Here is a 25,010-nt window from a genome sequence, read left to right as displayed (position 1 = left end):
AGCGGTCGGTCGTCCCCTCTCCCGCCCTGCTCCCGACTGCCCAAAAAGGGTATTCTTGACGCTCCCCCAACCGGAGCCCCCTCATGCCCAGATTGCCCTTTTTGCTGATCCCCCTGTTACTGCTCGCTGGCTGCAGCTCGACCGCCTTTGTTCAGCAAGATCTGCAACACCACCACTGGGTACTGAGCAAACTGGATGGCGAACCGATCGAGGCCCCCTGCGACAATCCCCCCGATTTCGAGATCGGCGAGCACTTCACCGTCAACGGCATCGCCGGTTGCAACCGCTACTTCGGTCAGGGCCATCTGGAAGATGACAAACTGTGGGTCACCAGTCTGGGCAGTACCGAAATGGCCTGCATGCCGCCGCTGGACGCCATAGAACAGGCCGTGCTGACCACCCTGACCGAGGGGGCGACCTTGAGCGGCACCAGCCAGAGCCTGATCCTGCAGGGCAAACGGCACCGTTTGGAATACACCTTGCGCGACTGGGTGTTCTAGCGCTCACAAAGCCGCATCACAAACAGGAACATGTTGTCCGGCTGTGGCACAATATGAGGCAGAGTTCGCAATGGAGGCTGCCTCAGCCATGTCGATGGATCGCCTGTTTGACAAGATCAAACAACTCCCCACTATTCCCAAGCTGCTGCACGAGTTGATGCAGAGCTTCAACGACGAGAATGCCCGCATCGACCAGATTGCGGCCAAGATCGCCATGGACCAGGTGATCAGCGTCAAGGTGCTAAAGATGGCCAACTCGGCCGCCCTGCGCCGTGGCAACGAAGTGACCTCCATCGAACAGGCGGTGATCCGCCTCGGCTTCAACCGACTGCGCTCCGTGGTGGTCGCCTCCGGCATCATCGGCACCTTCAAGGCCCCGCCCAGCTTCGACAAGAACAAGTTCTGGACCGAGACCTTCCAGGTCGCCACCATAGCCCGGACCCTGGCGCAGGAGGCCAAGGTGCTCGACCCCGAGACCGCCTTCACCTGTGCTCTTATCCACAACATCGGCGAACTACTGATCCAGAGTACCTTGCCGGAAGAGGCGGAGCTCATCAATCTGGCGATCCAGAAGGGGAGCAGCCGGGTCGAGGCACAGCGGGAGATGCTGGGTTACGACTACGCCCAGCTCGGTGCCGAGCTGGCGCGGCGCTGGAACCTCTCCGAGGCCTTCGTCGATGCCATCTCCCAACAGCTTGACCCGCTCTCCCACGATCCGGTCAGCAAGGAGGCGGTGCTGATCCGCCTCGCCGTGTTTATCTCCTTCGCCTGGAACGCGGGCGTGCCTGCCCAGGCCATCATCGCCCGCTTCCCCAAACCGCTCGCCGACCAGTTGGGACTGGATCCCAAGTCGCTGGCAGGTCAGCTCGAAACACTGCATGAACAGGGTAATGCCCTCGCCGATCTTCTGACTCAATAAGCATCATGACACATCCGTTTCTGTTTCATCCCCAGGTGGCGCCCTGGTTCAAAGAGAGCGCCGACGCACTGCAATTGACCCTCTTTAGCGAGCTGGATGCGCCGATCCGCGAGGTGTGGCTGCGCCACGAGCCGGATAACGAGGAGTACCTGATCCCGATGACGGCAGTCTCCACCCGCGATCGGCTGCAGGTGTGGCAGGCGACACTGCCGCTCATCAAGGGACAGGATATCCACCTCTACAGCTTCAAGTGCCTCACCGACGAGGAGCAGTGGTGGCTGCACGGGGCGGGCGTCAGCGCGTCCATGCCGCCACGGGAGCAACATTTTCGCTTCAACAGCCTGCACCAGCCACCGGCCTGGGTGCAGGATCAGGTGTTCTATCAGATTTTCCCCGACCGCTTCTGCAACGGCGATCCGTCGCTGAGCGTCAAGCATCACGAGTACGAGTACCGTGGCAAGGCGGTGATCAGCAAAGCGTGGGGTGAGCCGGTCAGTCGTCATGAAGAGGGCCACGGCGCCTGCGAATTTTACGGCGGCGATCTGGCGGGCATCGATGCCAAGCTGCACTATCTGCAATCTCTCGGAGTGACGGCGCTCTACCTCAACCCCATCTTCGATTCACCGAGCAACCACAAGTACGACACCCAGGACTACTTCAAGGTGGATGCCCACCTCGGCAGCAACGAGCAGTTCGCCGAGCTGACCCGCAACCTGCACCAGCGCGGCATGAAGATCATCCTCGATGCGGTGGTAAACCACACCTCTACCGAGCACCCCTGGTTCTGCCCGCCACTGGGAGCCCAGAGCAACCCGGACTCCCCGTGGCGCAGCTTCTACACCTTTGACCAAGAAGGGGATTACGTCAGCTGGAAGGGCATTCGCAGCCTGCCCAAGCTCGACTTCTCCTGCGAGAAGGTGCAGGACGCCGTCTATCGCGCCGATGACGCCATCCTGCGCTACTGGATGCGTGCCCCCTACCAGATCGACGGCTGGCGCTTCGACGTCATCCACATGCTGGGCGAGCGCGGCACCGCCGAGGGCAATCGCAGTCACGTGCGCGCCATTCGCGGGGCAGTGAAGCAGGAGAACCCGGACGCCTATGTGCTCGGCGAACACTTCTTCGAGGCGAGCCAGTGGCTGCAAGGGGATCAGGAGGATGGCGCCATGAACTACTATGGCTTCGCCCACCCGGTCCGCGCCTTCCTGGCGGGGCAGGACATCGCCTACCACCCCATCAAGATCAGCGCCGAAGAGCTGGATCGCTGGCTCAAGCTGGCGCGGGCCCATATCCCGTTCAAGAACCAGCTGGCCCAGTTCAACCTGCTGGACAGCCACGATACCGCCCGCTTCCTCCACCTGCTGGGTGAAGACAAGCAGCGGATGCAGCTGGCCGCCACCCTGCTGCTCACCTATATCGGTGTGCCGTCCATCTACTACGGCGATGAAGTGGGGCTCTCCGGCGGCAACGACCCGGACTGCCGCCGCTGCTTCCCGTGGGAGACCACAGACTGGGATCATGTGCTGCACGACCACTATCGTCGGCTGATCCAGATCCGCCGCCAGCGCCCCTCCCTGCGCCGTGGCGATATCCAGACCCTCTACGCCGGGCCCCACAGCTATGTGTTCGCCCGTACCCTGCAAAGCGATCAGGTGGTGGTGGCCTGCAACCGCCACCCGAGCGAGCCGCGCACCATCAGCCTGCCCCTGTGGCAGACCGCCAGCCCCGCCAGCCGTTTCACCGATGCCTTCAACGGCGAGAAGTTTGAAGTGGTGCAGGGCGAGGTGCAGCTCACCATCCCCGCCAACTCGGCCCGGGTGCTGATCTCCAGCTGAGCGAGCAACTTACGCGCTGAAAACAAAACCGGAGCCCAAGGCTCCGGTTGTTTATTCCGTTCAATCCACCATGACGTCTGGCCCTTAGCCAGCCACCATCAGTAGTTGATGCTGACGTAGGGTACTTCCGGCACCTGCCAGCACTGCTTGAGGTAGACGGTGAGCACGAAGAAGAAGTTGGCCAGCAGGTTGGCGAAGCGATAGATAATGGGATCGAAGACCACCTCGCTCTCTTCCAGCCGCACCAGCAGCCGTACCACCTTCTTGCTGCCGCAGCGGCACAGATGGAGGGTGGGAATGGGCTGCGGCCCCTGTGGCAGCACAAAACCTGTGACGCTGCCGCGACTCGCCTCGTTGTAGTGGTCGTAACGGGCCTTGAGCCACTCAAGGTCTGCATCGAAGATCCCCAGCTTGCCGCGCACCGAGCCGTTGAGGTTGTAGATAAGCCGCTGCAGCGCCGCGAGATCCGCCATCACGGGCCGGGTATCCGCATCCGGCGCAAGGTATGACAGCACGGCCCCGACCTGACAGCAGAGCTCATCGGTGGCGATTTCAAAATCACATTTGAGCGAGGTTTCGAAGATAAAGGGGTAGCAGAGCTCGCGCTTGTCTCTTGGCTTCTTGGGGTTCATGGGGCAACCGAATTGGAAAAAAGGCCAGTTTGCCAGCCCCCACAGGAGCTGGCAAACGGCAGGTTATGGCTTGGGCTGCGCGCTGGCGGCTCAGACGCTCCTGCCGGCGGGCTCGGTGGAGGGCTGGAACTGGCCGATCATCCGCAGCGCCTCCAGCATCCGCTGGTTGAAGCTGGTAAAGCGATCGACCTGTGCCGGTTCCCCTTCCCCTCTCGCCGCCAGCACGGCCGGGGTCAGCGCCTGTTGCTGGGATGGTGGCAGCAGGGTATCTGCCTGTTTCTGCACCTGCTCCAGCTTGGGCAGGTAGTCGGCAAATGGCTTGAGCAGATCCTGCAGGGAGTGCGCTCCCTGATAGGTCTGACTCAGCTTGACGCTCTGCTTGAGCTTGAGGGAGTAGGAGGCCAGCTGACTGTCGTCCAGTTTCAGTTCGTTCGCCTTATCCAGCAGATCCTCGAAGTTGCCGGAGAAGAAGCTCCCCGCCAGCTCGTCGATTCCCTTGACCAGCTTGCCGATGGACTCCATCTCCTCACTGCTGAGATCCCCCTCCAGCGAGAAACTGAAGCTCTGGCTCGACTTGAGGCTGAACTGACTACCGCTCTCATCCTTCTGGGACTTGGTCTGCCAGCTGTCGTTGAATCGCAGCACTACCTTGTCGCCATCCTTGGTCTGGATCTCCAGATAACCCTGCTGGCGACTGGCCATCTCGGCCTGCCCCATGTCGGTCGGGGAGACCTTGCCGAAGAACTCCTTCTCGAACTCCTCGAGCCCTTTCTGGATCAGCTTGTAGCTCTGATCGATACCAGTTTTGATATCCTCGTTGTCAGTCGCCCACTTGCCGAGCTGCTTCTTCGCCTCGTCAAAGCCCTTGTCGATCCCCTTGCGGGCCTGCTCCATCATCCCGGTCAGGTCGTCGTCGGATTTGCCATCGGCCCGCGCGGCACCGAGTCGCCCGGTCACGAACTGCAGCACGTTGTCCGCCACCGACTGGAAGTCGAACAGGGTCTCCGGGGTGATCTCCTCGGGCTCTTTCACCTTCGGCGCCTGATAGCCCTGGCCGTTGATCTCCAGCGAGAACTGCAATGCCTGCTGGATCAGCACCTGCGCCCACTTGGGCGGCTTGTGCAAGGAGACCTCCTCCTCGCTCTTGACCTGTTTCTGCTCCGCCTGTTGGGGCGATTTGGGAGAAACACCCACTCCCTTGGGTTGGGCTGCGCCCACGCCTTCGATCTGCATAATGTGTCCTCCCACCATGCCTGTAGATCAGCTATCGGCCTGACTGAACACTTCTTGACCACAAAATGCTGGACAATCTGCGGCTGGCTTTTAAAATCGGGCCCCTTTGGGTGGCCTGTTGCCTTCCCCCGATTTCGACCCGGCCCGGCCGGTGTGCATGTGAGGTATTTATGACCCAATCCCAACAGCCTTCCGCGAACGCTCCGGCGCCTAGAACCGCGGCCGACTATCAGGCCCAACTCGACGAAAAGCGCGCTCGCCTCACCGAGCTGTTTGCCGGCTTCACCCTCCCGGCGCTGGAAGTGCACAGCTCGCCGGCGGAGTACTACCGGATGCGCGCCGAATTTCGCATCTGGCACGAAGGGGATGACCTCTTCCACTGCATGTATGCCCCGGCGACCAAAGAGATCATCAAGATAGACCACTTCCCTACCGCCAGCCGCCTCATCAACCAGTTGATGCCGCTGCTGCTGGAGGGGCTGCGCCCACACCCGGTGCTGCGCCGCAAGCTGTTCCAGATCGACTACCTCTCCACCCAGTCCGGCCAGATCATCGTCAGCCTGCTCTATCACCGCAAGCTGGAGGCCGAATGGCAACAAGCCGCCGAAGTGCTGCAGGCCGATCTGCGCGCCAAGGGGTTCGAGCTGCAATTGATTGGCCGCGCCCACAAGCAGAAGATCTGTCTGGGGGATGACTTCGTCATCGAACAGCTCAACGTGGCGGGTCGCCAGCTCATCTACAAGCAGGTGGAGAACAGCTTCACCCAGCCCAACGCCGCCATCAACGAGCAGATGCTGGCCTGGGCGCTGGATGTGACCAAGGGGAGCGAAGGGGACCTGCTGGAGCTCTATTGCGGCAACGGCAACTTCTCCATCGCGCTGGCGCAGAACTTCCGCAAGGTGCTGGCCACCGAGATCGCCAAGCCGAGCGTCGACTCCGCCCAGTTCAACATCGCCGCCAACGGCGTCGACAACCTGATCATCCTGCGTATGTCGGCCGAGGAGTTCACCATGGCGATGCGTGGTGAACGGGAGTTCAACCGCCTCAAGGGGATCGATCTCAAGAGCTACCAGTGCAACACCATCTTCGTCGACCCGCCCCGTGCCGGTCTCGACGATGCCACCGTCAAACTGGTGCAGGAGTACGACAACATCCTCTACATCTCCTGCAACCCCGAGACACTGCAGGCCAACATGGCCGTGCTGGGCGAAACCCACGAGATCGCCCGTTTCGCCCTGTTCGACCAGTTCCCCTGGACCCATCACATGGAGGCCGGGGTCTATCTGCGCCGCAAGGCCGGTTGATTCAGGCAGACAGGAAAACAACAACAGGGCCGGATGGCCCTGTTTTGTTATTGACTGAACACCGGCCTCACTCCAGCCGGAAGTGACCCACGATCTCCCGCAGCCGGTCGTAGGTCTGTTGCATCGCCGCGGAGCTGGCAACCGTCGCTTCGCCATTGTGGGTCAGCAGGCGGATCACCTCGGCGATGGCGCTCATGTTGCGGTTGATCTCTTCGGCCACCGCACTCTGCTGCTCCGCCGCCGTGGCGATATGGCTGATGAGATCGTTGATCTCCACCACTTCCCCTGCCATCAGATCCAGCGACTCGTTGACCCTGGTCGTGTTCTCGGCCGCCCCCTGACAGCTCTGCTTGGTGTTGCCCATGGCATCCACCACAGTTCGGGTGCCCCGCTGCAGACTGGCCAGCATGGTCTGGATCTCGGCTGTGCTCTGCTGGGTACGGGCCGCGAGGGAACGCACCTCGTCCGCCACCACCGCAAAACCGCGCCCCTGTTCACCAGCGCGGGCCGCCTCGATGGCGGCGTTGAGGGCCAGCAGGTTGGTCTGTTCGGCAATGCTGCCGATCACCCCCAGCACAGAGCCAATCTGCTGCACATCCTGCTGCATCGCCTCGATGGAGCGGGCAGTGGCTTCCACTTCGTCCACCAGCGCCATCACGCTGGCCATCGCCTGATCCACCACCTGACGGGACTGACTCGCCAGCTGCTGGCTCTGGCCGGTGAGCTGGGCGGTGCTGGCCGCACTCTCGGAGACGGAGACCGCGGTGCGGCTCATCTCGTTGATGGCGGTCACCACCTGCTCGGTCTCACGCACGTGGTCCGCCAACAGGGACTGGGCGGCGCCGGTCTGGCTGGCCAACCCCTCGATACCGCTGTTGAGCTGGCCGCTCGCCTGCCGCACCTCCCCCATCATCTCCTGCAACCGCTCGATAAATCGGTTGATGCCGGCCGAGATCTGGCCAAGGTCATCCTTGCTGGTCACCGCCAGTCGGCGGGTGAGATCGCCGCTGCCGCGGGAGAGCTCCAGCACCAGATCCCGCAGCGAGAGGATGGGGCGATAGGCCACGTTGAGCGCCAGCATCGCCAGCACCATCACCACGATCGCCACGCCGCACAGTGCCATGATGATCTGGCCGTTGAGGGCCCGGGTCATGGCCCGGATGTAATCGAGGTCGATATAGCCGGTCAGCGTCCAGCTGCTGCCGCGGATATCCAGCTGGTTGGGGCGTGCTTCACTCTCCCCCTGCGGCTTGCTGTCATAGAGGCTGTTGCCCTGACTGTCGGCCAGCGAGAAGTAGCGGCCATCGCCACTCATCTTCTCCAGCAGGCTTTTGAACTCGCTCATGTCGAGGTAGTAGAGATAGGCGGAATCGGCACCGCGCGGCACCAGAATGGTGATGACCGGCTTGCCATCCACCTGTTGCAGCGGGCTGACGGTGATCTGGTTATTGGCGGCGGGGATCAGCTTGCGCAGGGCATCGACTTTGGCGCTGTCGTTGATGACACCGCTCACGTCGAATGCCATGTCGCCGATCACCTTGACGATGTTGTGAAAGCCGGTCTCTTGCAGGGTCTTCTTGACGTTGGTCACCCCGAAGTTGAGGTTGGCGGCCAACAGGATCTTCTGATTGATGTCGCTGGCCAGCTTCTCTTTGACCAGAGTGATCTGCTCGTTGATGTTGTGGGTGGCCTGAGTGCGAATGTAGCCACTGATGAAGTGGTTGACGCTGAGCCCGGCGGTGCCGATGGTGACCAGAATGGCCAGTAGCAGCAAGAGGTAAATCTTGACCTTGAATGGCATGGGTTCCCTCCAGAAGAGAGGGCTGGCAACACCAACCCTCTCTGCCAATCGTTATTTCTTCTTGGCGTACTTCATGGAGTCCAATGCCACCGCCAGAATGATGATGCCGCCCTTGATGATGAACTGCCAGTAAGGGCTGACCCCGATATAGGTCAAACCATAGTTGATCAGGGTGAAGATAAGTACGCCGGTGATCACACCCGCGACCGTTCCCACCCCGCCGGCAAACGACACCCCGCCCACCACGCACGCAGCGATGGCATCGAGCTCGTACATGAAGCCGAGGTTGTTGGTGGCGCTACCGATACGGCCCGCTTCCAGCATGCCGCCGAAGGCGTAGAAGACCCCTGCCAGCGCATATATCATCACCAGATTGACCGCCACGTTGACGCCGGAGACCTTGGCCGCCTCGGGGTTGCCGCCGATGGCGAAGATGTTTTTGCCAAAGCGGGTCTTGTTCCACAGCACCCAGACAAAGACGCTGGCGATGGCCGCATAGAAGGTGAGATAGGAGAGCTTGAATCCTCCTATCCGGATAAAGCCCTGCGCGAAGCTGGAGAAGCGGGGATCAAACCCGGCCACCGGCGAGGCCCCGACCGAGTCAAAGTAGAGGGAGTTGATACCGTAGACGATGATCATGGTGCCCAGAGTGGTAATGAACGGGGTAACGTTCAGGTAGGCCACGATCAGACCGTTGACCAGACCAATCAGCGCCCCCACCACACACACCAGCAGGATCACCGCCGGAATGGGCACCTCCCCCAGCGTCGGGAACACCTTGTTGACGTTGGTCAGCGCCTGCAACATGGTTGCCGCGATGAGTGCCGCCAGACCGACCTGACGACCGGCCGAGAGATCCGTCCCCTGAGTGATGATGATACCCGCCACCCCCAGCGCTATGATGACCCGCACCGAGGACTGGGTCAGGATGTTGCTGAAGTTGGTGAGGCTCAGGAAGGAGGGCTCCTGGATCACGATGACCATGAGCAACACCAGCAGCACCAGATAGATGGCGTTTTCCTTGAGCGCCTGCATCAGATTGAAATTTTTAGCCGACTCCATAAATGTCTTCCTGTCTCTAGAGGTACAGAGATGCCAGGCGCAGTATCTCGCTCTGGTCAGTTTCTTTGGTATTGACGATCCCGGCGACCCGGCCATTGCTCATCACCATGATGCGGTCGGTGATCCCCAGCAATTCCGGCATCTCTGACGAGATGATGATGATCCCTTTATCCTTCTTCGCCAGTTCCAGGATGAGCTGGTAGATCTCGAACTTGGCCCCGACGTCGATGCCGCGGGTGGGCTCGTCGAGCATCAGGATCTCCGGCTGGGTCAGCAGCCAGCGACCGATGATCACCTTCTGCTGGTTGCCCCCGGAGAGGGAACCGATCTGGGTCTGCTGGGTCGGCGTCTTGACCCGCATGGAGTCGATCACCCACTGGGTATCGCTCTTCATCTTGTTGTCGCTGAGCAGCCCCATGGAGCCCTTGTAGCTGTCCATGTTGGCGATCAGGGAGTTGAAGGCGATATCGAGCCGGGAGTAGATACCGGTGGAGCGGCGCTCTTCCGTCACCAGCGCAAAGCCGTTGCGGATCGCTTCGTGGGCGTTGTGGTTGGCTACCTCTTTGCCGTGCAGCTTGATGCTGCCCTGACTGCGATCACGAATGCCGAACAGGGTCTCGACGATGTCGGTGCGCTTGGCCCCCACCAGTCCGGCGATGCCGAGGATCTCCCCCTTGTGCAGGTTGAAGGTCACATCCTGAATGGAGGGCTGGTTCTTCGCCGTCAGGTGTTCGATCTCGAGGATCACCTCTTTCGGCTGGTTGGTTTTTTCAGGGAAGCGCTGGGTCAGCTCACGGCCGACCATCATGCCGATGATCTGATCCATGGTCATGCCCTTGAGCGGCTGGGTTGCCACCCACTGGCCATCCCGCAATATGGTGATCTCGTCACAGAGCTGGAAGATCTCCTCCATCTTGTGAGAGATGTAGACGATGCCGCACCCTTTCTCCTTCAACTTGTTGATGATCTTGAAGAGGTGGTTCACCTCTTTCTCGGTCAGCGAGGAGGTGGGTTCGTCCATGATGACGATCTTGGCGTCGTAGGAGAACGCCTTGGCGATCTCGATCATCTGCATCTGGGAGACCGACAGGGTCGCGACCTTCACCTTGGGGTCGATGTCGATATCCAGTTCATCGAAGATGCGCTTGGTGTCGTCATACATCTTGCCGTGGTCGATAAACCACCCCTTGGTGGGGTAGCGGCCGAGCCACATGTTGTCCATCACGGTACGCTGCAGCACCAGGTTGAGCTCCTGATGCACCATGGAGACGCCATTTTCCAGCGCCTCTTTGGAGGAGGTGAAGTTGATCTCCTGCCCCTTGAAGAAGATCTTGCCCTGATCCTTCTCGTAAATGCCGAACAGGCACTTGAGCAGTGTGGATTTTCCCGCTCCGTTCTCGCCCATCAACGCATGCACAGAATGAGGACGGACCCGTAAATTGACATTATCGAGTGCCTTGACGCCGGGAAAGCTCTTACTGACGTCAATCATCTCCAACAGCCATTCTGATTGTTGCTGTGTTGTCATATCAGCCATCACATCTGGTTGAAAAAAGGGCAAGGGGATCTCCCTTGCCCTGGAGGAGGGAATTACTCGAATTGGGACAGGTTGTCTTTATCCACACCGACGTAGGCAACACGTACTACCTTGTCGACGATATTCCACTTGGTGCCTTCACCGGCCGGTTTGCCTTCAGCCAGGTTCTTGGTCAGCTCGAAGGTGGCTTTGGCCTGGTTGGCCGCATCGTTCAGCACGGTACCCGCCATGGCACCGCTCTTGACCATGGCCAGCGCTTCCGGCAACGCATCGACGCCGAATACCGGAATGGCAGTCTTGCCCTGGGCTTTCAGTGACTCGACTGCACCCATTGCCATGCCGTCGTTGTTGGCAATGACTACTTCGATCTTGTTGGCGTTGGGGCCGGAGATCCAAGCATCCATCTTGTCTTTCGCCATGGCGGTATCCCACATACCGGTATCCATGTGCAGTTGTTCAGTCTTGACGCCGCCATCGTTCAGGGTCTTGACCACGTAGGAGGTGCGCGCTTCGGCATCCGGGTGGCCCGGTTCCCCTTTCAGCAGCACGAACTGGATCACGCCATCCTTGTTCAGATCCCACTCCGGATGGGCTTTCCAGTGTTTGGCAATCAGCTGACCCTGGATGATCCCTGACTCCTTGGAGTCGGTGCCCACGTAGTAGGCCTTGTCGTAGCTGGCCAGATCGGTAGCGCTCGGCTCCTTGTTGTAGAAGACCACCGGGATATCTTCGCCACGGGCTTTCTCAATCACTACCGGCGCCGCAGCGGGGTCAACCAGGTTGATGGCCAGCGCCTTCACCCCTTTGGCCAGCAGCACGTCGATCTGGTCGTTCTGCTTGGACTGGTCGTTCTGGGAGTCGTTCATCAGCAGCTCCACCCCCGGAGTGGCTGCCGCCTCCTTCTCGATGGCCTTGCGCACGACCGCCATGAAGTTGTCGTCGTACTTGTAGACGGTTACCCCGATACGGGTGTCAGCCTGGGCATTGGCTCCAGCCATCATGCCCATCAGCAGGGCGGCAACTGTGGTCAGTTTTTTCATTATGTGTGCTCCGATGTGTCTATCTGTGTTGTAGGGTGGCGAGCAATTGAGCAAGCGCCAATCAATGTAATCAGTTTGTTGTCATTTCTTCTGTGATCATGACGACAAAATGAAAACGTTTACACTCTGTTACATTGAAACTTTATATTTATTTTTCAAATACATATAAATAAAAATCAGATTTGAGACTCAATCTTTCCCACAGCATTGAGGCTAGTCGTTACTGGTCTGTTGTCAAAATGGCGCACTGGCTCGACAGTCGCCTCAATATCTGGCTTAACGGAGAGTGCAGCCCCAACGGTAACGACGCTCGAGCAGTTGATACTCGGGACGCACGCTCTGGCTCCAGGAGTCATCCCCGCCCACCCCCATGTGGGCGCCATCGAGACAGACCCACAGCCCCTCTTCGGCCACCAGATCGCTCTGGTGACGGGCGGCGGCCAGCTGTTGCTGACTGAAGCGGCTGGCACTGAAATGGAAGCTGCCGCTCACCGTCGTGCTGCCCAGCTGCAGCTGGCGGGTATCGCAGCGCAAGCCGTTGTCACTCGGGAAAACATAAGGGGTGTGCATGGCCTCCAGCGGCAAACTCCAGCGCCCCAGATCGGCGCCCAGCAGGCGATCCGGATAGTTTTCGTGCGGGCCACGCCCCAGCCATTCGGCTCGCGCCGGTACCTCGGCCAGATGAAGCAACAGGCCAATCCGCGGCAGTGAAGGCAGCGCCTGCGCCAGCTCGGTCTCTATCTCCAGGCTCATGGCGCCATCGTCGGTAAAGCGGTGATGCCAGTAACTCACCAGCAGCAGCTCATCGTGATGGAAGTAGCCATGGCTGACCCGGATATCCCCTCCGGCGACCGCGATCCCCAGACAGCGGTGCTGCCACTGACCGAGACCACACGCCTGCCAGCGAGCAATCCAGGAGTTGGGGTCGGCGTGATCCGCTTCGCTGGTGCCGATGTCGTTGTCGAGCGGCGCGCGGTAGAAGTGATCCATGATCGGCGCCAGCAGCTGCTCCTGCCCCGATTTTTGCCAACTGGTGATGCGGCCGCTCTGCTTGTCGAGCCACCACTGGCTGTTGGCGGCAGTGATCCGCCAGCCATCCGGCTGTTCGGTCAGGGTGGCGGCAGCGGCAGGAGCAGGCAGGGCAAGGGGGGGCGGCAGGGTGAACTGCTGACGGGCGACCTTGTGATCCGCCTGCGACCAGAGGGTGGCCTGTGGCTGAACGATCGCCAGATCGAGCCAGGCCAGTGAGCCTGCCGCAAAGGTGGGCAACGCCTCGCTCAGGGTCAACTCGACCACCCCTTGCGGCACCAGCTCAAGGGAGAACTCCCCCTGCTGCTGCACATGGCCGTTCTCGCACAGCTGCCAGCAAAGCCGCTCGTTATCGGTGGAGCGGAACAGGTATTCGCTCTCGATCCGCACCCGCAACGGGGTGTGCTCAAGCAGAGTGAAGCGGAACGGCTGCTGGGCACGCTTTGCCTCGCACAGGGCTGGATGGGGGGTGCGATCCGGGAACAGCAGGCCGTTGCAGCAGAACTGGCGATCGTTTTGCACATCACCGAAGTCGCCGCCGTAGCCCCAGTAGTGGCGACCATCGGCGGTGTATTTGTCGAGCCCCTGATCGACCCAATCCCAGACAAACCCGCCTTGCAGACGTGGATGATCGCGAAACGCCTGCCAATAGTGGGCGTAGCCCCCCAGACTGTTGCCCATGGCGTGGGCATATTCGCAGAGGATCAGCGGCCGGTGCTCGCCAGGCAGGCCGATCCACTTGGCCAGCGCCCATTTGGGCACCGCCGGGAAGGGTTGATCCTGATGGGTTCTGGCATACATGGGGCAGATGATGTCGGTGGCCGGGGTATCGGCCCCGCCCCCCTCGTACTGCACCGGACGGCTCGGGTCGCTGCGCTTGATCCAGCCATACATGGCATCGTGGGCCGGGCCGTAACCCGACTCGTTGCCGAGCGACCAGATGATGATGGAGGGGTGGTTGAAATCCCGTGCCACCATGCGGGTCGCCCGCTCCAGAAAGGCGTTGCTCCAGGCGGGATCCCGCGCCAGCCGCCCCATGGGGGTCATGCCGTGGGTCTCCAGATTCGCCTCGTCCACCACATAGAGGCCAAGCCGATCGCAGAGGCGATAGAAATCGGGGTGGTTGGGATAGTGGGAACAGCGCACCGCATTGAAGTTGTGCCGCTTCATCAGCAGTAGATCCCGCTCCATGGTGGCGCGATCAATGGCATAACCCTTGGCGGGATGGTGTTCATGACGGTTGGCACCACGAATAAGCAGCGGCTGACCGTTGACCCGCAGCAGGCCACCACGGATCTCCACCACCCGAAAGCCCACATCGCACGCCTCGCTCTCGATGGCGCGGCCCTGCTCGTCGAGCAGGGTCAGGGTCAGGCGATAGAGATGGGGCGTCTCGGCGCTCCACTTGCGCGGCGCAGCCACGTCGAGCCAGAACTCGGCACGATCGTCATACGCCCCTTTTTCATCAATGGCTTGGGTGCCGATCGGCTGGCACAGGGTCGCGACCCGCTCACCACCGTCATAGAGATTGGCCTCCACCGACAGCCCAACCCCATTGGCGAGCTGCAGGACAATCTTGAGACGGCCATCCCGATAGCAGGCATCCAGCTCGGGGGTCACCCGCATATCCATCAGATGACGAGCCGGTTTGTGCAGCAAAGTGACGGAGCGGAAGATCCCCGACAGCCACCACATATCCTGATCTTCCAGATAGGAGCCGTCAGACCAGCGCAGTACCAGCACCGCCAACCGGTTGCGACCGCTCTGCAGATAAGGAGTCAGATCGAATTCGGCGGGCAGCCGGCTGTCCTGGGAATAGCCGACCCAGCGGCCGTTGCAAAAAAGGTGGAAGGCACTACTCACCCCGTCAAAGATGATCCGGCTCTGGCCACTGGCCAACCAGTCGGCAGGAAGTTCGAACTCGCGGGAGTAGCAACCGGTGGGGTTCTCTGCTGGCACTCGCGGTGGATCGCAAGGAAAGGGGTACTTGATATTGGTGTAGATGGGGCCATCGGTAAGCGGCCGCGCAGCCGGATAGGCGGCATCCAGCTGCCAGTTGCCCGGCACTGTAATGGGGCAAGCATCCACCAGATCCTGCGCCAGCCAACTCTCGGGCACCCGCTCGGGAGCGGCAAAGAAGGAGAAGCGCCACTCGCCATCGAGCAAGAGACGGGAGGAAGAGGCCAGATCACCCCTGGCATCCGCTTCGCTGCGCCAGCTGAACATGGGGGTATGGGCAGCCAGACGGTTTACCGACGTAATGGCCTGAGTCTGCCAATCCTGACGCGCCACTATCTCCCTGAGCATTCACTCTCTCCCTGCTGATTGAAAAACGTATTCAGTCTAGAGAAGTATGACGCAGGGAACGGCGATCTCGCTCACACAGATGTAAACGATTACACTAATTTTGTTAAGTAAAGCGGAGTAAAAATGATTAAAAACAGGTAAAACAATAACAGTGCAAGAAACGGCCCCGAACAGGGCCTAAAAAGGGGGCTATCCGGCCCGAACCGGTGCCACCGAGTGGCGATTGATCAGGGTGGGGGTATAGATCCGGCTCTGGGTCGCGTCACTCTCCCCCGCCGCCAGCTGAATGGCCAGCTTGGCCGCCTGGGCCGCCATCAACTCGATGGGATAGCGCATGGTGGAGAGCTTGGGGCGCAAATATCTGGCATAGATGATGTCATCGAAGCCCACCACCGAAACCTCCTCCGGCACTCGCAGGCCGTTGTCCGCCAGCACCGAGATGGCACCAGCCGCCATGGCATCGTTATAGGCCACCACGGCGGTCACCTTGAGCCCCTTGGCCAGCAGGTTGAGCATGGCACGCTCCCCCCCCTCCTCGTTCGGGGTGCCACTCTCGATAAGCTCGGGATCGGCTGCCAGACCGGCTTCCATCAATCCATCCTGATAGCCCTGCAGACGCAAGGTGGCATCCTCGATGGCGTGATCCGAGCTGATAAAGGCGATATGGCGGTGACCCAGTTCGATCAGGTGGCGAGTCGCCGTAGCCGCACCCAGCCGATTGTTGAGGGCGATGCAGCGTCCCTTGAGGGCCGGAATATCGCGGTTGATCAGCACCATGCCGGGCACTCGCATGGCGTAATCGTACAGTTCCTCGTCGCTCAGCGCCTTGCTGTGCACCACCAGCGCCTCGCAACGCTTGCCGATCAGCAGCTCGATAGCCTCACGCTCCTGACGCGCCTTGTGAAAACCGTTACCCATCAGCAGGTGAAGGTTCTGCTCGACGGCGATGCCGGAGACCCCCTTCACCAGTGCACCGAAGAAGGGATCGGCCACGTCACCGACCACCACCCCCATGGTATCGCAAGTCTGGCTGACCAGTGCCCGCGCGTTGGCGTTGGGGGTGTAGCCCAGTTCAGCCATGGCCTTCTGCACCACTTCGCGAGACGCGGCGCTGGCCTTGGGAGAGTTGTTCATCACCCGTGAAACCGTTGCCACCGACACATTGGCCAAACGGGCGACATCCTTGATGGTGCTCATGCTGTTTTCACTTCTTTCACTGTGCAATAGAGCGCCATTATACCCAGCAAACCCATTGAAAACAGGGGTGAAACGTATATCTGCCGTCAGGATGACCATAAAAACGGTGTAATCGTTTACACTGTTTTGCAAGCAAGCTCACAGTTTGGTCGCCACACCCTCGGCTAGACTGCTTCCAGACACTTTTCAGTGGAGAGCAAGATGAACGTTCTGGTCACCGGCGGTTGCGGATATATCGGCAGCCACACCTGTCTGGCCCTGCAAGCGGCAGGCATGAATCCCGTGGTGGTCGACAACCTCTGCAACAGCAAGCGCAGCGTATTGACTCGAGTCGCGGCTATCAGCGGCCAGCAACCCGTGTTCTATCAAGGAGATACTCGCGATGCCGCCCTGCTGGACCGGATCTTCGCCGAACAGCAGATCGACGCAGTGATCCACTTTGCCGCCCTCAAGGCGGTCGGTGAGTCGACTCGCATTCCACTGGATTACTACGAGAACAACCTCGGCGGCACCCTCACCCTGCTGCAGGCGATGAAGCGGGCCAATGTGCACAATCTGGTGTTCAGCTCCTCTGCCACCGTCTATGGCGATCCCACCAGCCTGCCGATCCGCGAGGATTTCTCTCGCAGCGCCACCAACCCTTACGGGCGATCCAAGCTGATCATCGAGGAGATCCTCGAAGATCTGCAGCTGGCCGAGCCCCACTGGAGCATGACCCTGCTGCGCTACTTCAATCCGGTCGGCGCCCACGAATCGGGCACCATGGGTGAAGACCCGCAAGGTATCCCCAACAACCTGATGCCCTATATCACCCAGGTGGCCATTGGCCGTCGCGACTGCTTGTCTGTCTTTGGAAACGATTACCCAACCCCGGACGGCACTGGCGTGCGCGACTACATCCACGTGATGGATCTCGCCGAGGGGCATGTCAAGGCACTGCAACACTGCGCCGGCAAGGGTGGCGTGCACACCTACAACCTGGGCACAGGTCAGGGCCAGAGCGTGTTGCAGCTGGTCGCCGCCTTCTCTGCCGCCTGTGGCAAGCCGCTGCCGTTTCGCATCGAGCCGCGTCGTCCGGGCGACATCGCCGCCTGCTGGGCCGATCCGGCCAAGGCCGAGCGCGAGCTGGGCTGGCAGGCAACCCGGGACATAGACGCAATGTGCGCCGACAGCTGGCGCTGGCAATCCGCCAATCCGAACGGTTACGAGGAGTAGGCCAGCCTGCTCCCCGGTAATATACGACTTTATTTTTCAATACATTATTCAGGAGAGATGATGTTCAACCCCGCCGATCATCCCCATCGCCGCTTCAATCCGCTGACCGGCCAGTATGTGCTGGTCTCCCCCCATCGGGCCAAACGCCCTTGGCAGGGACAGGTGGAGAAGGTGAGTCAGGCCCCCAAACAGGCCCACGATCCCGACTGCTTCCTCTGCGCGGGCAACACCCGGGTCACTGGCGACATCAACCCCGACTACAAGGGTACCTTCGTCTTTACCAACGACTTCGCCGCCCTGATGCAGGATACCCCGGCCGCCGATAGCGCCAGCGATCCCCTGCTGAAACTGGAAGCCGCCCGCGGCACCAGCCGGGTCATCTGCTTCTCGCCGGATCACGGCAAGACCCTGCCCGAGCTGCCGCTGCCCGCCATCGAGGGGGTGATCACCACCTGGATGGATCAGGTCGCCGAGCTGTCAGCCCAGTGGGAATGGGTGCAGGTATTTGAAAACAAAGGCGCCGTTATGGGCTGCTCCAACCCGCACCCCCACGGCCAGATCTGGGGCAGCGACTTCCTGCCCAACGAGATCGCCCGTGAAGAGCAGCACCAGCGCGACTGGCTGGCCGAGCATGGCCGCCCCATGCTGCTGGAGTATGTGGAGCGGGAGCTGGCGGATCGCTCGCGCATCGTGGTGGAGACCGAGCACTGGCTTGCCGTGGTCCCCTTCTGGGCCGCCTGGCCGTTCGAAACCCTGCTGCTGCCCAAGGCGCACGTCCCCTCCATGCTCAATCTGACCAAGGCCCAGCAACAGGATCTGGCGGTAGCGCTCAAGGAGCTCACCAGCCGCTACGACAACCTGTTCGAGTGCAGCTTCCCCTACTCCATGGGCTGGCACTTTGCACCGCCCAAATCGGATTGCCCCGAGGCGTGGCAACTGCACGCCCACTTCTATCCGCCGCTGCTGCGCTCCGCCACCGTGCGCAAATTCATGGTCGGCTTCGAGATGCTGGCCGAAACCCAGCGCGACCTTACCCCCGAGCAGGCTGCCGAGCGGCTGCGTGCCCTGAGCCCCGTTCACTACACCCAGACCAGCCACACCAATGAGGAGGCCCTATGACCCCCAGCCAACGCGTCAGCACCGTTTTTGCCGAGCAATTTGCCAAAGCGCCCGATCTGCTGGTGCGCGCCCCCGGCCGCGTCAACCTCATCGGTGAACATACCGACTACAACGACGGCTTCGTGCTGCCCTGCGCCATCGACTACGAGACCTGCGTCGCCATCGGCCTGCGCGATGACCGGCAAGTGCAGGTGATCGCCGCCGACTACGACAACCAGCGCGACCTGTTCGACCTCGACCAGCCCATCGAGCACCACCCCTGCCAACGCTGGAGCGACTACATCCGCGGCGTGGTGAAGTATCTGCAGGAGCGCGGTTATGCCCTGCGCGGCCTCGATCTTGTGGTCTCCGGCAATGTGCCGCAGGGGGCGGGGCTCTCCTCCTCCGCCTCGCTGGAAGTGGCCATTGGTCAGGCCTTCAAAGAGGCGCTGGGGCTCGACATCACTCAGGCCGAGATCGCCCTCAACGGCCAGCAGGCGGAGAACAAGTTCGTCGGCTGCAACTGCGGCATCATGGATCAGATGATCTCCGCCAGCGGCAAAACCGACCACGCCCTGCTGCTCGACTGCCGCTCGCTGGAGACTCGCCTCATCCCCATGCCCACCGATCTGGCGGTGCTGATCGTCAACTCCAATGTGCGCCGCGGTCTGGTGGATAGCGAATACAACACCCGCCGCCAGCAGTGCGAAGCGGCCGCCCGCCACTACGGGGTCAAGGCGCTGCGCGACCTCGATCTGGCCGGACTGGAAGCGGGCAAAGCCGGGCTGGATGAGGCCTGCTATCGCCGTGCCCGCCACATCGTCGGTGAAAACGCCCGCACCCTGGCGGCCGCCGATGCGCTGGCGAGCCACGACCTGACCCGCCTCGGCGAGCTGATGGCCGAGTCGCACGCCGCCATGCGCGATGACTTCGAGATCACAGTGCCCGCCATCGATGGTCTGGTGGAGATCATCAAGGCCAAGATCGGCACCGATGGCGGCGTGCGGATGACCGGCGGCGGCTTCGGCGGCTGCGTGGTCGCCCTGCTGCGCCCGGAGAAAGTGGCCGAGGTGATTGCCGCCGTCGAGGCAGAGTATCCGGCCATCTCGGGCCTCAAGGCCGACTGCTACGTCTGCCGCGCCAGCGCCGGTGCAGGGGGCATCGCATGAAAGAGTTCCATCTGCAGAATGCAGCCGGCCTGCGGTTGAGCGTACTCGATTTCGGGGCAACGCTCACCGCCCTCGAGATCCCGGTCAATGGCATCTATCGCAATGTGCTGCTGGCTTGTGATCCGCTGGATTACCCCAATCAACGCTCTTATTTGGGGGCGATAGTAGGACGTTTTGCCAATCGTATCGGCAACGCCCGCCTAGAGCGAGCAGGGCAAGAGTGGCAACTAGACGCCAACGAGGGCACCACCTGCCTGCACGGGGGCAGTGACTCTCTGCACAACCGGGAGTGGCAACTGGACGGGCTGGCGGAAGATCGCATCCGTCTGCAAACTCGGCTGGCCGATGGCGAACAGGGTTTCCCTGGTAATCTGGACGTCACCGTAGAATACCGGCTGGAGCAGACCGATCTGGTGATCGAGCTGAGCGCCACCACAGATGCTCCGACCCCGGTCAATCTCACCAGCCATGCCTATTTCAACCTGGATGGTGGTGATGTGCGTGATCACCACATCATCATTAATGCAGACCGCTATCTGCCAACCGATGAACACTCGCTGCCGCTTGGTATTGCGCCGGTCGAAGGAGTATTCGATCTACGCCATGGCAAGCGGGTCGGAGAACAGTGGATGGCCCATGCGCAGCAAAAAAAATGTCTGGGATTCGACCACTGTTTCTTGTTTGTTGATGCCTCGCCCTCACCACAAGCCACCCTGATGGCAGGGGATGGCAGCCTGTGTATGGAGATGTACACCAATCAGCCAGGCGTCCAGCTCTACACCGGCAACTGGTTGGCTGGCACCCCAAAACGCGGGGGGGGACATTGGGGCAACTATCAGGGGCTCTGCCTGGAAGCACAGCAAGTGCCAGATAGTCCGAACCGTCCAGAATTAGGTAACCCATGGTTGGAGCCAGGAGAACGCTATCAGCACATAACCCGTTATCGGCTCATTCCGGTTATGGCTTGACCCACTGAAGGGGCGCGTCAAGGCGCCCCTTTGTCGCATCTCTCCCGCCCGGCTTATTCATCACAACCAAGAAAGAAGCATGCTACGGCTTGGCATCATTACGATATCAGCCACCGCGTGCAGTGCTGATGGGTGTATGGCTTTCAGAGTGACGTTGACCTGCTCGTGTCGGGTAAAGTCATTGAGTACCCATTATGTGCTTTACATTCTTACCGCCAACCACACAACTTGGCAGGCATGACGGGAACATATGGGCACGCCCTGTGGCATAAGGAACCACTACGCAACAGGTCATCGAGAGAGGATCAAATTTTGTTAACTGGCTGACCCTTGGTCGAGGCACGGATCAGCAACTCCCCTTCCAGCTTCATCAGTAAAGCGATGGGCTTCTCTCCTTGGGCCAGTTGCAACAAGGTGTCCACCGCCAGTTTACCCATCTCGTCGTAAGGTAGTTCGATAGAACTCAAAGGGGGCTCCATTTCGCAGGCCAGCATCTGGTTATCATGGCCCGCCACCAGAATGTCTTCCGGGATGCGCAATCCCGCCTCGGCTATCGCCTGGTAACAACCCTGAGCCATGTAATCACTGCAACAGAAGATACCATCAGGCGGCTGAGGCAGCGCCAGCAGTTGCCGAGTCTGTTCATAAGCCTCATGTAGCGACCAGTTGCCCACGCGCACCCATTGTGGATCCGGTATCAAATCGTGGTTGATCAACGCCTGACGATACCCCTCCAGCCGCAGACTATTTGCCTCCATCCATGGCTCCCCCTGAATAAGAGCCACTCGTTTGCAGCCTTGCTCCAACAGGTGCGCCGTCACCTTGTAACCCGCCAGCTTATCGGCAGGCAGGATGGAATAACTCTCGGACGAGCCACTGCCCTCCAGGTAGCAGTTGAGCAAAACGGTAGGCACCTGTGGGGAGAGCTCCATCTCGGCAAGTTGTCGTGTCATGGAAGAGGCAAAAATCATCCCCAGATAATCCCCCTGATTGATCTCCTGCTCGATCAACTTGGTGAGCTCCGCGCTGTTGCGATAATCGAATGTAACCAGCATGCGATCTGCCTCCCAAGCGCGTTCATTGCAGGCATTGATCGCATCCAGAAAAGGGTCATATGGAGTCAGGCCATTGAAAACAAAAGCTATTTTTCTAGCAGATGGTCCCTTGGGTAGATGTTCAGCTCGCTTATGCTGGTAACCCAGTTCGGCCGCTTTTTCAAGCACTCTACGCCGCGTTTCCTCCGCCAGTTTGATGGTGGTTGAACCATTGAGCACCAGTGAAACCGTTGATTGGGAAACACCTGCAGCTGCAGCGATGGCGCTCATGGTGATGCGTTTACTATTCATTGATATGGCCATAGTTTGAGCAGTACCGCCCAGATAATAATATTAATTATTTATCTTTTATCATGACTCATGATTACGGACATGAGCAAGCAGCACAACAGCCCGCAAGGACGATAGAGGGGTTTCGGTTATCGTCCCGAGTACAGATGGCTCGCCAGTCATGCCTGTTAACCCCCTAAATTTGTTCATTTTGTGACTAATCCCTGAATTCTATCCTTCATGATTTGCAACTAAAGATATTAGCTAATATTAATTGCTGTGAGTTTAAATAATTAGTTGCAAGGATATCCGATGGCGATACAACAGTGGTCAACAGAACGAGCTTGGCAATGGTGGAACAAACAACCTTGGCTATTGGGCTTCAACTATCTCCCCCGCACAGCGGTCAACTGGACCGAAATGTGGCAGGGAGAAACCTTCGACCCAGTCACCATTGACCAGGAACTGGGTTGGGCCAACAAACTGGGCTACAACACCCTGCGAACCAATCTGCCCTTTATCGTCTGGCAGCATGATCGGGATGGCCTGCTCGCGCGCATTGAGCAGTTCCTTGGCCTGTGTAGCAAGCACAATATCCGCGTGATGATGACCTTGATGGATGACTGTGGCTTCTCAGGCGATCACCCCTATCTGGGCCGCCAGCAACCACCTCGGGAAGATGTACACAATAGCCAGGCGGCGGCCAGTCCCGGTCGGAATGTCGTCATTGACCCGACCCAATGGCGCGAAGTGGAACACTATATTCGCGACCTGATACGTACATTTGCACAGGATGAGCGGATCTTTATCTGGGATCTGTACAATGAGCCGACCAACCGGGGCATCTTTTCGGAAGGCGATGTCGAGGTGCGTTTCGATGAGTCGCTGGAGACATATGCCCACTATCTGATGGAGTTGGCTTTTGTCTGGGCCCGAGAAGAGAACCCCTCCCAGCCACTCACCGTCGGCGCGTGGCATGCACCCTACAGCATCGGTCAGGGGGATTCGGAATTTACTCCGGAAAACACCTTTACTCATCCGACCGACCTGCGCGCTATGGAGCTATCGGATGTCATCACTTTCCACTCCTATCAGCGTATGGAGGGGCTGAAAATCTCTCTGGATGTGGTCAGCAAATATCGCCGCCCGCTCCTCTGCACAGAGTGGCTGGCCAGGCATGTCGGCAGCGTGATGGAACAACAACTGCCACTCTTCAAAGAGTTAAAAATAGGTGCCTATCAATGGGGTCTGGTGAAAGGGAAGACGCAAACTCACCTGCCATGGCCTTTCGTTCGCAATATCGACCCCGATTTCCGCAGGGTCTGGTTTCACGACCTGCTGGAGGAGGATGGTACCCCCTACTCTGCCAGTGAAATAGAACTGCTCCGCACATTGACCCGTTCATAACGCAAAAGAGGACGCCACCCTAGTGGCGCCCCTCACAACACATTCATGTTGGGAAAGGTTGGCAGATGACAGATCAAAAGATACACAATAGAGAGCTGGTGGGATATTTCAGCTATGCCGTCGGGCAATGCCTCAGTTTCGGCCTGGTGGGATCATTTATCCTCTATTTTTACACCGATATCCTTGGAATATCGCCCGCTGCAGCTGGGGCTATTTTCCTCATTGCCAGAGTATGGGATGCCATCAACGATCCTATTATCGCTGGTTATATGGACACTCTTAATTTCAAACGTGGCAAATTCACGCCATATATGCTTTTCGTTCCCTTCTTGATTGCCGGGATCACCTCTCTCAGCTTCATTGGCATGGATTTACCCATGACCACCAAGGTAGCTTATGCAGCAGTCACCTATATCGCGTGGGGGATGATATACACCTTGTCTGATGTACCTTTCTGGACCATGTCATCGGTCATGAGCCAAGAGCCACAGGAGCGAGCCAAGGCCGTAACCGTCGCCATGTTGGGCGTCAATATCGGCATTGGCAGTGCTTCCATCATATTCCCGAAGCTCACTGAACTGTTTGCTGCAACCAGCAGCACCAAGGGCTACATGGAAGGCGCCATCTGCCTGATGCTGATCGCCCTGCCGCTGATGGTGCTCGGAGCAAGCCAGATGAAAGAGCGCATCAAGCCCAATCCGAATGACAAGATCACCATTAGGGACTCTTTCCGCGTCCTGCGTTCCAACAAACCGTTGGCGTATGTACTTGGCGCCTTCTTCTGTAACGTGTTCTTTAATCTGGCCACCGGGCTCTACATTTTCTTCTTCACCTACAACATGGGTGATGCCGGGCTGCTCTCGGTGATGGGCTCTATCGGTGTAGCAACCTCTATGGCCTGTATGCTGATGCCGATATTGACCAGCAAGCTCAGGAAACGTGATCTATTCCTGCTACTCACTCTGCTGGAGATTGCATTACGCATCGGTTTCTATACGACAGGCTACGATAATCTGATAATGGTGTTCAGCTTCCTCGCCTTGATCCATGCGGCCAACGTCATCACCAATCCGCTTATCTCCGCCATGTTGAGTGAGACCATCGAATATGCAGAACTAAAGTCTGGCCGCCGTTGCGCTGCCATCGCTTTCTCGGGGCAGACCTTTACCGGCAAACTGGCTTGGGCCATCGCAGGTGGTATTTCCGGTACCCTGCTGATCTGGCTTGGCTATCAACCGAATGCGGCACAGGCTCAGGCTACGATGGACGGACTATTTATCTGTATATCACTTGTGCCGATATTGGGTAGCATATTACGGGTGATTATCATGACCCGCTACAATTTCACCGAAGATAAGCACGCCAAAGTACGTCATGCTCTAAATAAATGGCGATCCATTTCGTCTCTTTAACATAAAAACAAGGAATGCTT

The 25,010-nt window shown here is 59.4% G+C and carries 19 protein-coding genes; 10 read left to right on the top strand and 9 right to left on the bottom strand.

The genetic code is table 11. From position 1 onward, the window contains the following. Positions 1–83: 83 nt before the first annotated feature. The 3 genes from G5221_RS12335 (at position 84) to malZ (ending at position 3,254) form a co-directional block, all read left to right on the top strand. Entirely contained in the window at positions 84–500 is a 417-nt protein-coding gene (locus G5221_RS12335; RefSeq protein WP_421263326.1) for an META domain-containing protein, read from the top strand. Positions 501–570: 70 nt separating this feature from the next. After that, positions 571–1,419 (top strand): HDOD domain-containing protein, encoded by an 849-nt coding sequence (locus tag G5221_RS12330; RefSeq protein WP_042012349.1) that lies wholly within the window; start codon positions 571–573, stop codon positions 1,417–1,419. 5 nt (positions 1,420–1,424) lie between these two features. Next, positions 1,425–3,254 carry a maltodextrin glucosidase gene (gene malZ, locus G5221_RS12325; protein ID WP_421263325.1) on the top strand — a complete coding sequence of 610 codons (1,830 nt, stop codon included), beginning with the start codon at positions 1,425–1,427 and terminating at the stop codon, positions 3,252–3,254. Positions 3,255–3,352: 98 nt separating this feature from the next. On the opposite strand, the gene G5221_RS12320 is transcribed toward malZ, so the two are convergent. Together G5221_RS12320 and G5221_RS12315 are read right to left on the bottom strand one after the other, a co-directional pair. Beyond that, entirely contained in the window at positions 3,353–3,886 is a 534-nt protein-coding gene (locus G5221_RS12320) for an ATP--cob(I)alamin adenosyltransferase (RefSeq protein WP_421263324.1), read from the bottom strand. Between the two features lie 90 nt (positions 3,887–3,976). Then, a complete protein-coding gene (locus tag G5221_RS12315) occupies positions 3,977–5,119 on the bottom strand; it encodes a DUF5610 domain-containing protein (protein ID WP_421263323.1) in 1,143 nt (380 codons plus the stop codon). Positions 5,120–5,289: 170 nt separating this feature from the next. On the opposite strand from G5221_RS12315, the gene trmA reads away from it, so the two are divergent. Further along, positions 5,290–6,423: a tRNA (uridine(54)-C5)-methyltransferase TrmA gene (trmA, locus tag G5221_RS12310; RefSeq protein ID WP_236350598.1), complete on the top strand. Its 1,134-nt coding sequence runs from the start codon at positions 5,290–5,292 to the stop codon at positions 6,421–6,423. Between the two features lie 67 nt (positions 6,424–6,490). Here trmA and G5221_RS12305 read toward each other — a convergent pair whose 3' ends face one another. The 6 genes from G5221_RS12305 to G5221_RS12280 form a co-directional block, all read right to left on the bottom strand. Further along, on the bottom strand, positions 6,491–8,224 hold the full coding sequence (locus G5221_RS12305; protein ID WP_421263322.1) for a methyl-accepting chemotaxis protein: 1,734 nt from the start codon (positions 8,222–8,224) through the stop codon (positions 6,491–6,493). Between the two features lie 51 nt (positions 8,225–8,275). After that, the gene (gene mglC, locus G5221_RS12300) at positions 8,276–9,286 is read right to left on the bottom strand and encodes a galactose/methyl galactoside ABC transporter permease MglC (protein WP_005342585.1); all 1,011 of its coding nucleotides are present in this window, start codon (positions 9,284–9,286) and stop codon (positions 8,276–8,278) included. Positions 9,287–9,302: 16 nt separating this feature from the next. Beyond that, a complete protein-coding gene (mglA, locus tag G5221_RS12295; protein WP_041234376.1) occupies positions 9,303–10,823 on the bottom strand; it encodes a galactose/methyl galactoside ABC transporter ATP-binding protein MglA in 1,521 nt (506 codons plus the stop codon). 53 nt (positions 10,824–10,876) lie between these two features. Then, on the bottom strand, positions 10,877–11,863 hold the full coding sequence (gene mglB / locus G5221_RS12290; RefSeq protein ID WP_005340747.1) for a galactose/glucose ABC transporter substrate-binding protein MglB: 987 nt from the start codon (positions 11,861–11,863) through the stop codon (positions 10,877–10,879). 276 nt (positions 11,864–12,139) lie between these two features. Then, on the bottom strand, positions 12,140–15,199 hold the full coding sequence (locus G5221_RS12285) for a beta-galactosidase (RefSeq protein ID WP_421263321.1): 3,060 nt from the start codon (positions 15,197–15,199) through the stop codon (positions 12,140–12,142). A gap of 189 nt (positions 15,200–15,388) precedes the next feature. Beyond that, complete coding sequence (locus tag G5221_RS12280) at positions 15,389–16,396, bottom strand: substrate-binding domain-containing protein (RefSeq protein WP_041915397.1); 1,008 nt, start codon at positions 16,394–16,396, stop codon at positions 15,389–15,391. A 201-nt stretch (positions 16,397–16,597) separates the two neighbouring features. Between G5221_RS12280 and galE the strand changes: the two genes are divergently transcribed. Genes galE through G5221_RS12260 form a run of 4 tightly spaced genes read left to right on the top strand, consistent with a single transcriptional unit; the run spans position 16,598 to position 20,846 of the window. Further along, entirely contained in the window at positions 16,598–17,611 is a 1,014-nt protein-coding gene (gene galE, locus G5221_RS12275) for a UDP-glucose 4-epimerase GalE (RefSeq protein ID WP_421263320.1), read from the top strand. A gap of 60 nt (positions 17,612–17,671) precedes the next feature. Further along, positions 17,672–18,730 carry a UDP-glucose--hexose-1-phosphate uridylyltransferase gene (locus G5221_RS12270; protein ID WP_421263319.1) on the top strand — a complete coding sequence of 353 codons (1,059 nt, stop codon included), beginning with the start codon at positions 17,672–17,674 and terminating at the stop codon, positions 18,728–18,730. Beyond that, positions 18,727–19,878: a galactokinase gene (gene galK, locus G5221_RS12265; RefSeq protein WP_421263318.1), complete on the top strand. Its 1,152-nt coding sequence runs from the start codon at positions 18,727–18,729 to the stop codon at positions 19,876–19,878. The genes G5221_RS12270 and galK overlap by 4 nt, the downstream gene beginning before the upstream one ends. Continuing rightward, the gene (locus tag G5221_RS12260; protein ID WP_421231156.1) at positions 19,875–20,846 is read left to right on the top strand and encodes a galactose-1-epimerase; all 972 of its coding nucleotides are present in this window, start codon (positions 19,875–19,877) and stop codon (positions 20,844–20,846) included. The genes galK and G5221_RS12260 overlap by 4 nt, the downstream gene beginning before the upstream one ends. A gap of 305 nt (positions 20,847–21,151) precedes the next feature. Here G5221_RS12260 and G5221_RS12255 read toward each other — a convergent pair whose 3' ends face one another. Next, positions 21,152–22,204 (bottom strand): LacI family DNA-binding transcriptional regulator, encoded by a 1,053-nt coding sequence (locus tag G5221_RS12255; RefSeq protein ID WP_421263317.1) that lies wholly within the window; start codon positions 22,202–22,204, stop codon positions 21,152–21,154. A 279-nt stretch (positions 22,205–22,483) separates the two neighbouring features. On the opposite strand from G5221_RS12255, the gene G5221_RS12250 reads away from it, so the two are divergent. Together G5221_RS12250 and G5221_RS12245 are read left to right on the top strand one after the other, a co-directional pair. Further along, positions 22,484–23,578, top strand: a complete 1,095-nt coding sequence (locus G5221_RS12250) for a cellulase family glycosylhydrolase (protein ID WP_139408884.1) — start codon at positions 22,484–22,486, stop codon at positions 23,576–23,578. A 65-nt stretch (positions 23,579–23,643) separates the two neighbouring features. Continuing rightward, positions 23,644–24,990: an MFS transporter gene (locus G5221_RS12245; protein ID WP_421263316.1), complete on the top strand. Its 1,347-nt coding sequence runs from the start codon at positions 23,644–23,646 to the stop codon at positions 24,988–24,990. Positions 24,991–25,010: the final 20 nt, after the last annotated feature.

It is taken from the genome of Aeromonas sp. 602200 (assembly GCF_049173895.1).
GTDB lineage: Bacteria > Pseudomonadota > Gammaproteobacteria > Enterobacterales > Aeromonadaceae > Aeromonas > Aeromonas veronii_A.
Note: the sequence above shows the minus strand (reverse complement) of the source record. Positions and strands in the feature narration are given on the sequence as shown.

Coding starts and splice junctions, on each gene's coding strand:
- G5221_RS12335 (WP_421263326.1), top strand. CDS start 84: ATGCCCAGATTGCCCTTTTTGCTGATCCCCCTGTTACTGCTCGCTGGC.
- G5221_RS12330 (WP_042012349.1), top strand. CDS start 571: ATGGAGGCTGCCTCAGCCATGTCGATGGATCGCCTGTTTGACAAGATC.
- malZ (WP_421263325.1), top strand. CDS start 1,425: ATGACACATCCGTTTCTGTTTCATCCCCAGGTGGCGCCCTGGTTCAAA.
- G5221_RS12320 (WP_421263324.1), bottom strand. CDS start 3,886: ATGAACCCCAAGAAGCCAAGAGACAAGCGCGAGCTCTGCTACCCCTTT.
- G5221_RS12315 (WP_421263323.1), bottom strand. CDS start 5,119: ATGCAGATCGAAGGCGTGGGCGCAGCCCAACCCAAGGGAGTGGGTGTT.
- trmA (WP_236350598.1), top strand. CDS start 5,290: ATGACCCAATCCCAACAGCCTTCCGCGAACGCTCCGGCGCCTAGAACC.
- G5221_RS12305 (WP_421263322.1), bottom strand. CDS start 8,224: ATGCCATTCAAGGTCAAGATTTACCTCTTGCTGCTACTGGCCATTCTG.
- mglC (WP_005342585.1), bottom strand. CDS start 9,286: ATGGAGTCGGCTAAAAATTTCAATCTGATGCAGGCGCTCAAGGAAAAC.
- mglA (WP_041234376.1), bottom strand. CDS start 10,823: ATGGCTGATATGACAACACAGCAACAATCAGAATGGCTGTTGGAGATG.
- mglB (WP_005340747.1), bottom strand. CDS start 11,863: ATGAAAAAACTGACCACAGTTGCCGCCCTGCTGATGGGCATGATGGCT.
- G5221_RS12285 (WP_421263321.1), bottom strand. CDS start 15,199: ATGCTCAGGGAGATAGTGGCGCGTCAGGATTGGCAGACTCAGGCCATT.
- G5221_RS12280 (WP_041915397.1), bottom strand. CDS start 16,396: ATGAGCACCATCAAGGATGTCGCCCGTTTGGCCAATGTGTCGGTGGCA.
- galE (WP_421263320.1), top strand. CDS start 16,598: ATGAACGTTCTGGTCACCGGCGGTTGCGGATATATCGGCAGCCACACC.
- G5221_RS12270 (WP_421263319.1), top strand. CDS start 17,672: ATGTTCAACCCCGCCGATCATCCCCATCGCCGCTTCAATCCGCTGACC.
- galK (WP_421263318.1), top strand. CDS start 18,727: ATGACCCCCAGCCAACGCGTCAGCACCGTTTTTGCCGAGCAATTTGCC.
- G5221_RS12260 (WP_421231156.1), top strand. CDS start 19,875: ATGAAAGAGTTCCATCTGCAGAATGCAGCCGGCCTGCGGTTGAGCGTA.
- G5221_RS12255 (WP_421263317.1), bottom strand. CDS start 22,204: ATGGCCATATCAATGAATAGTAAACGCATCACCATGAGCGCCATCGCT.
- G5221_RS12250 (WP_139408884.1), top strand. CDS start 22,484: ATGGCGATACAACAGTGGTCAACAGAACGAGCTTGGCAATGGTGGAAC.
- G5221_RS12245 (WP_421263316.1), top strand. CDS start 23,644: ATGACAGATCAAAAGATACACAATAGAGAGCTGGTGGGATATTTCAGC.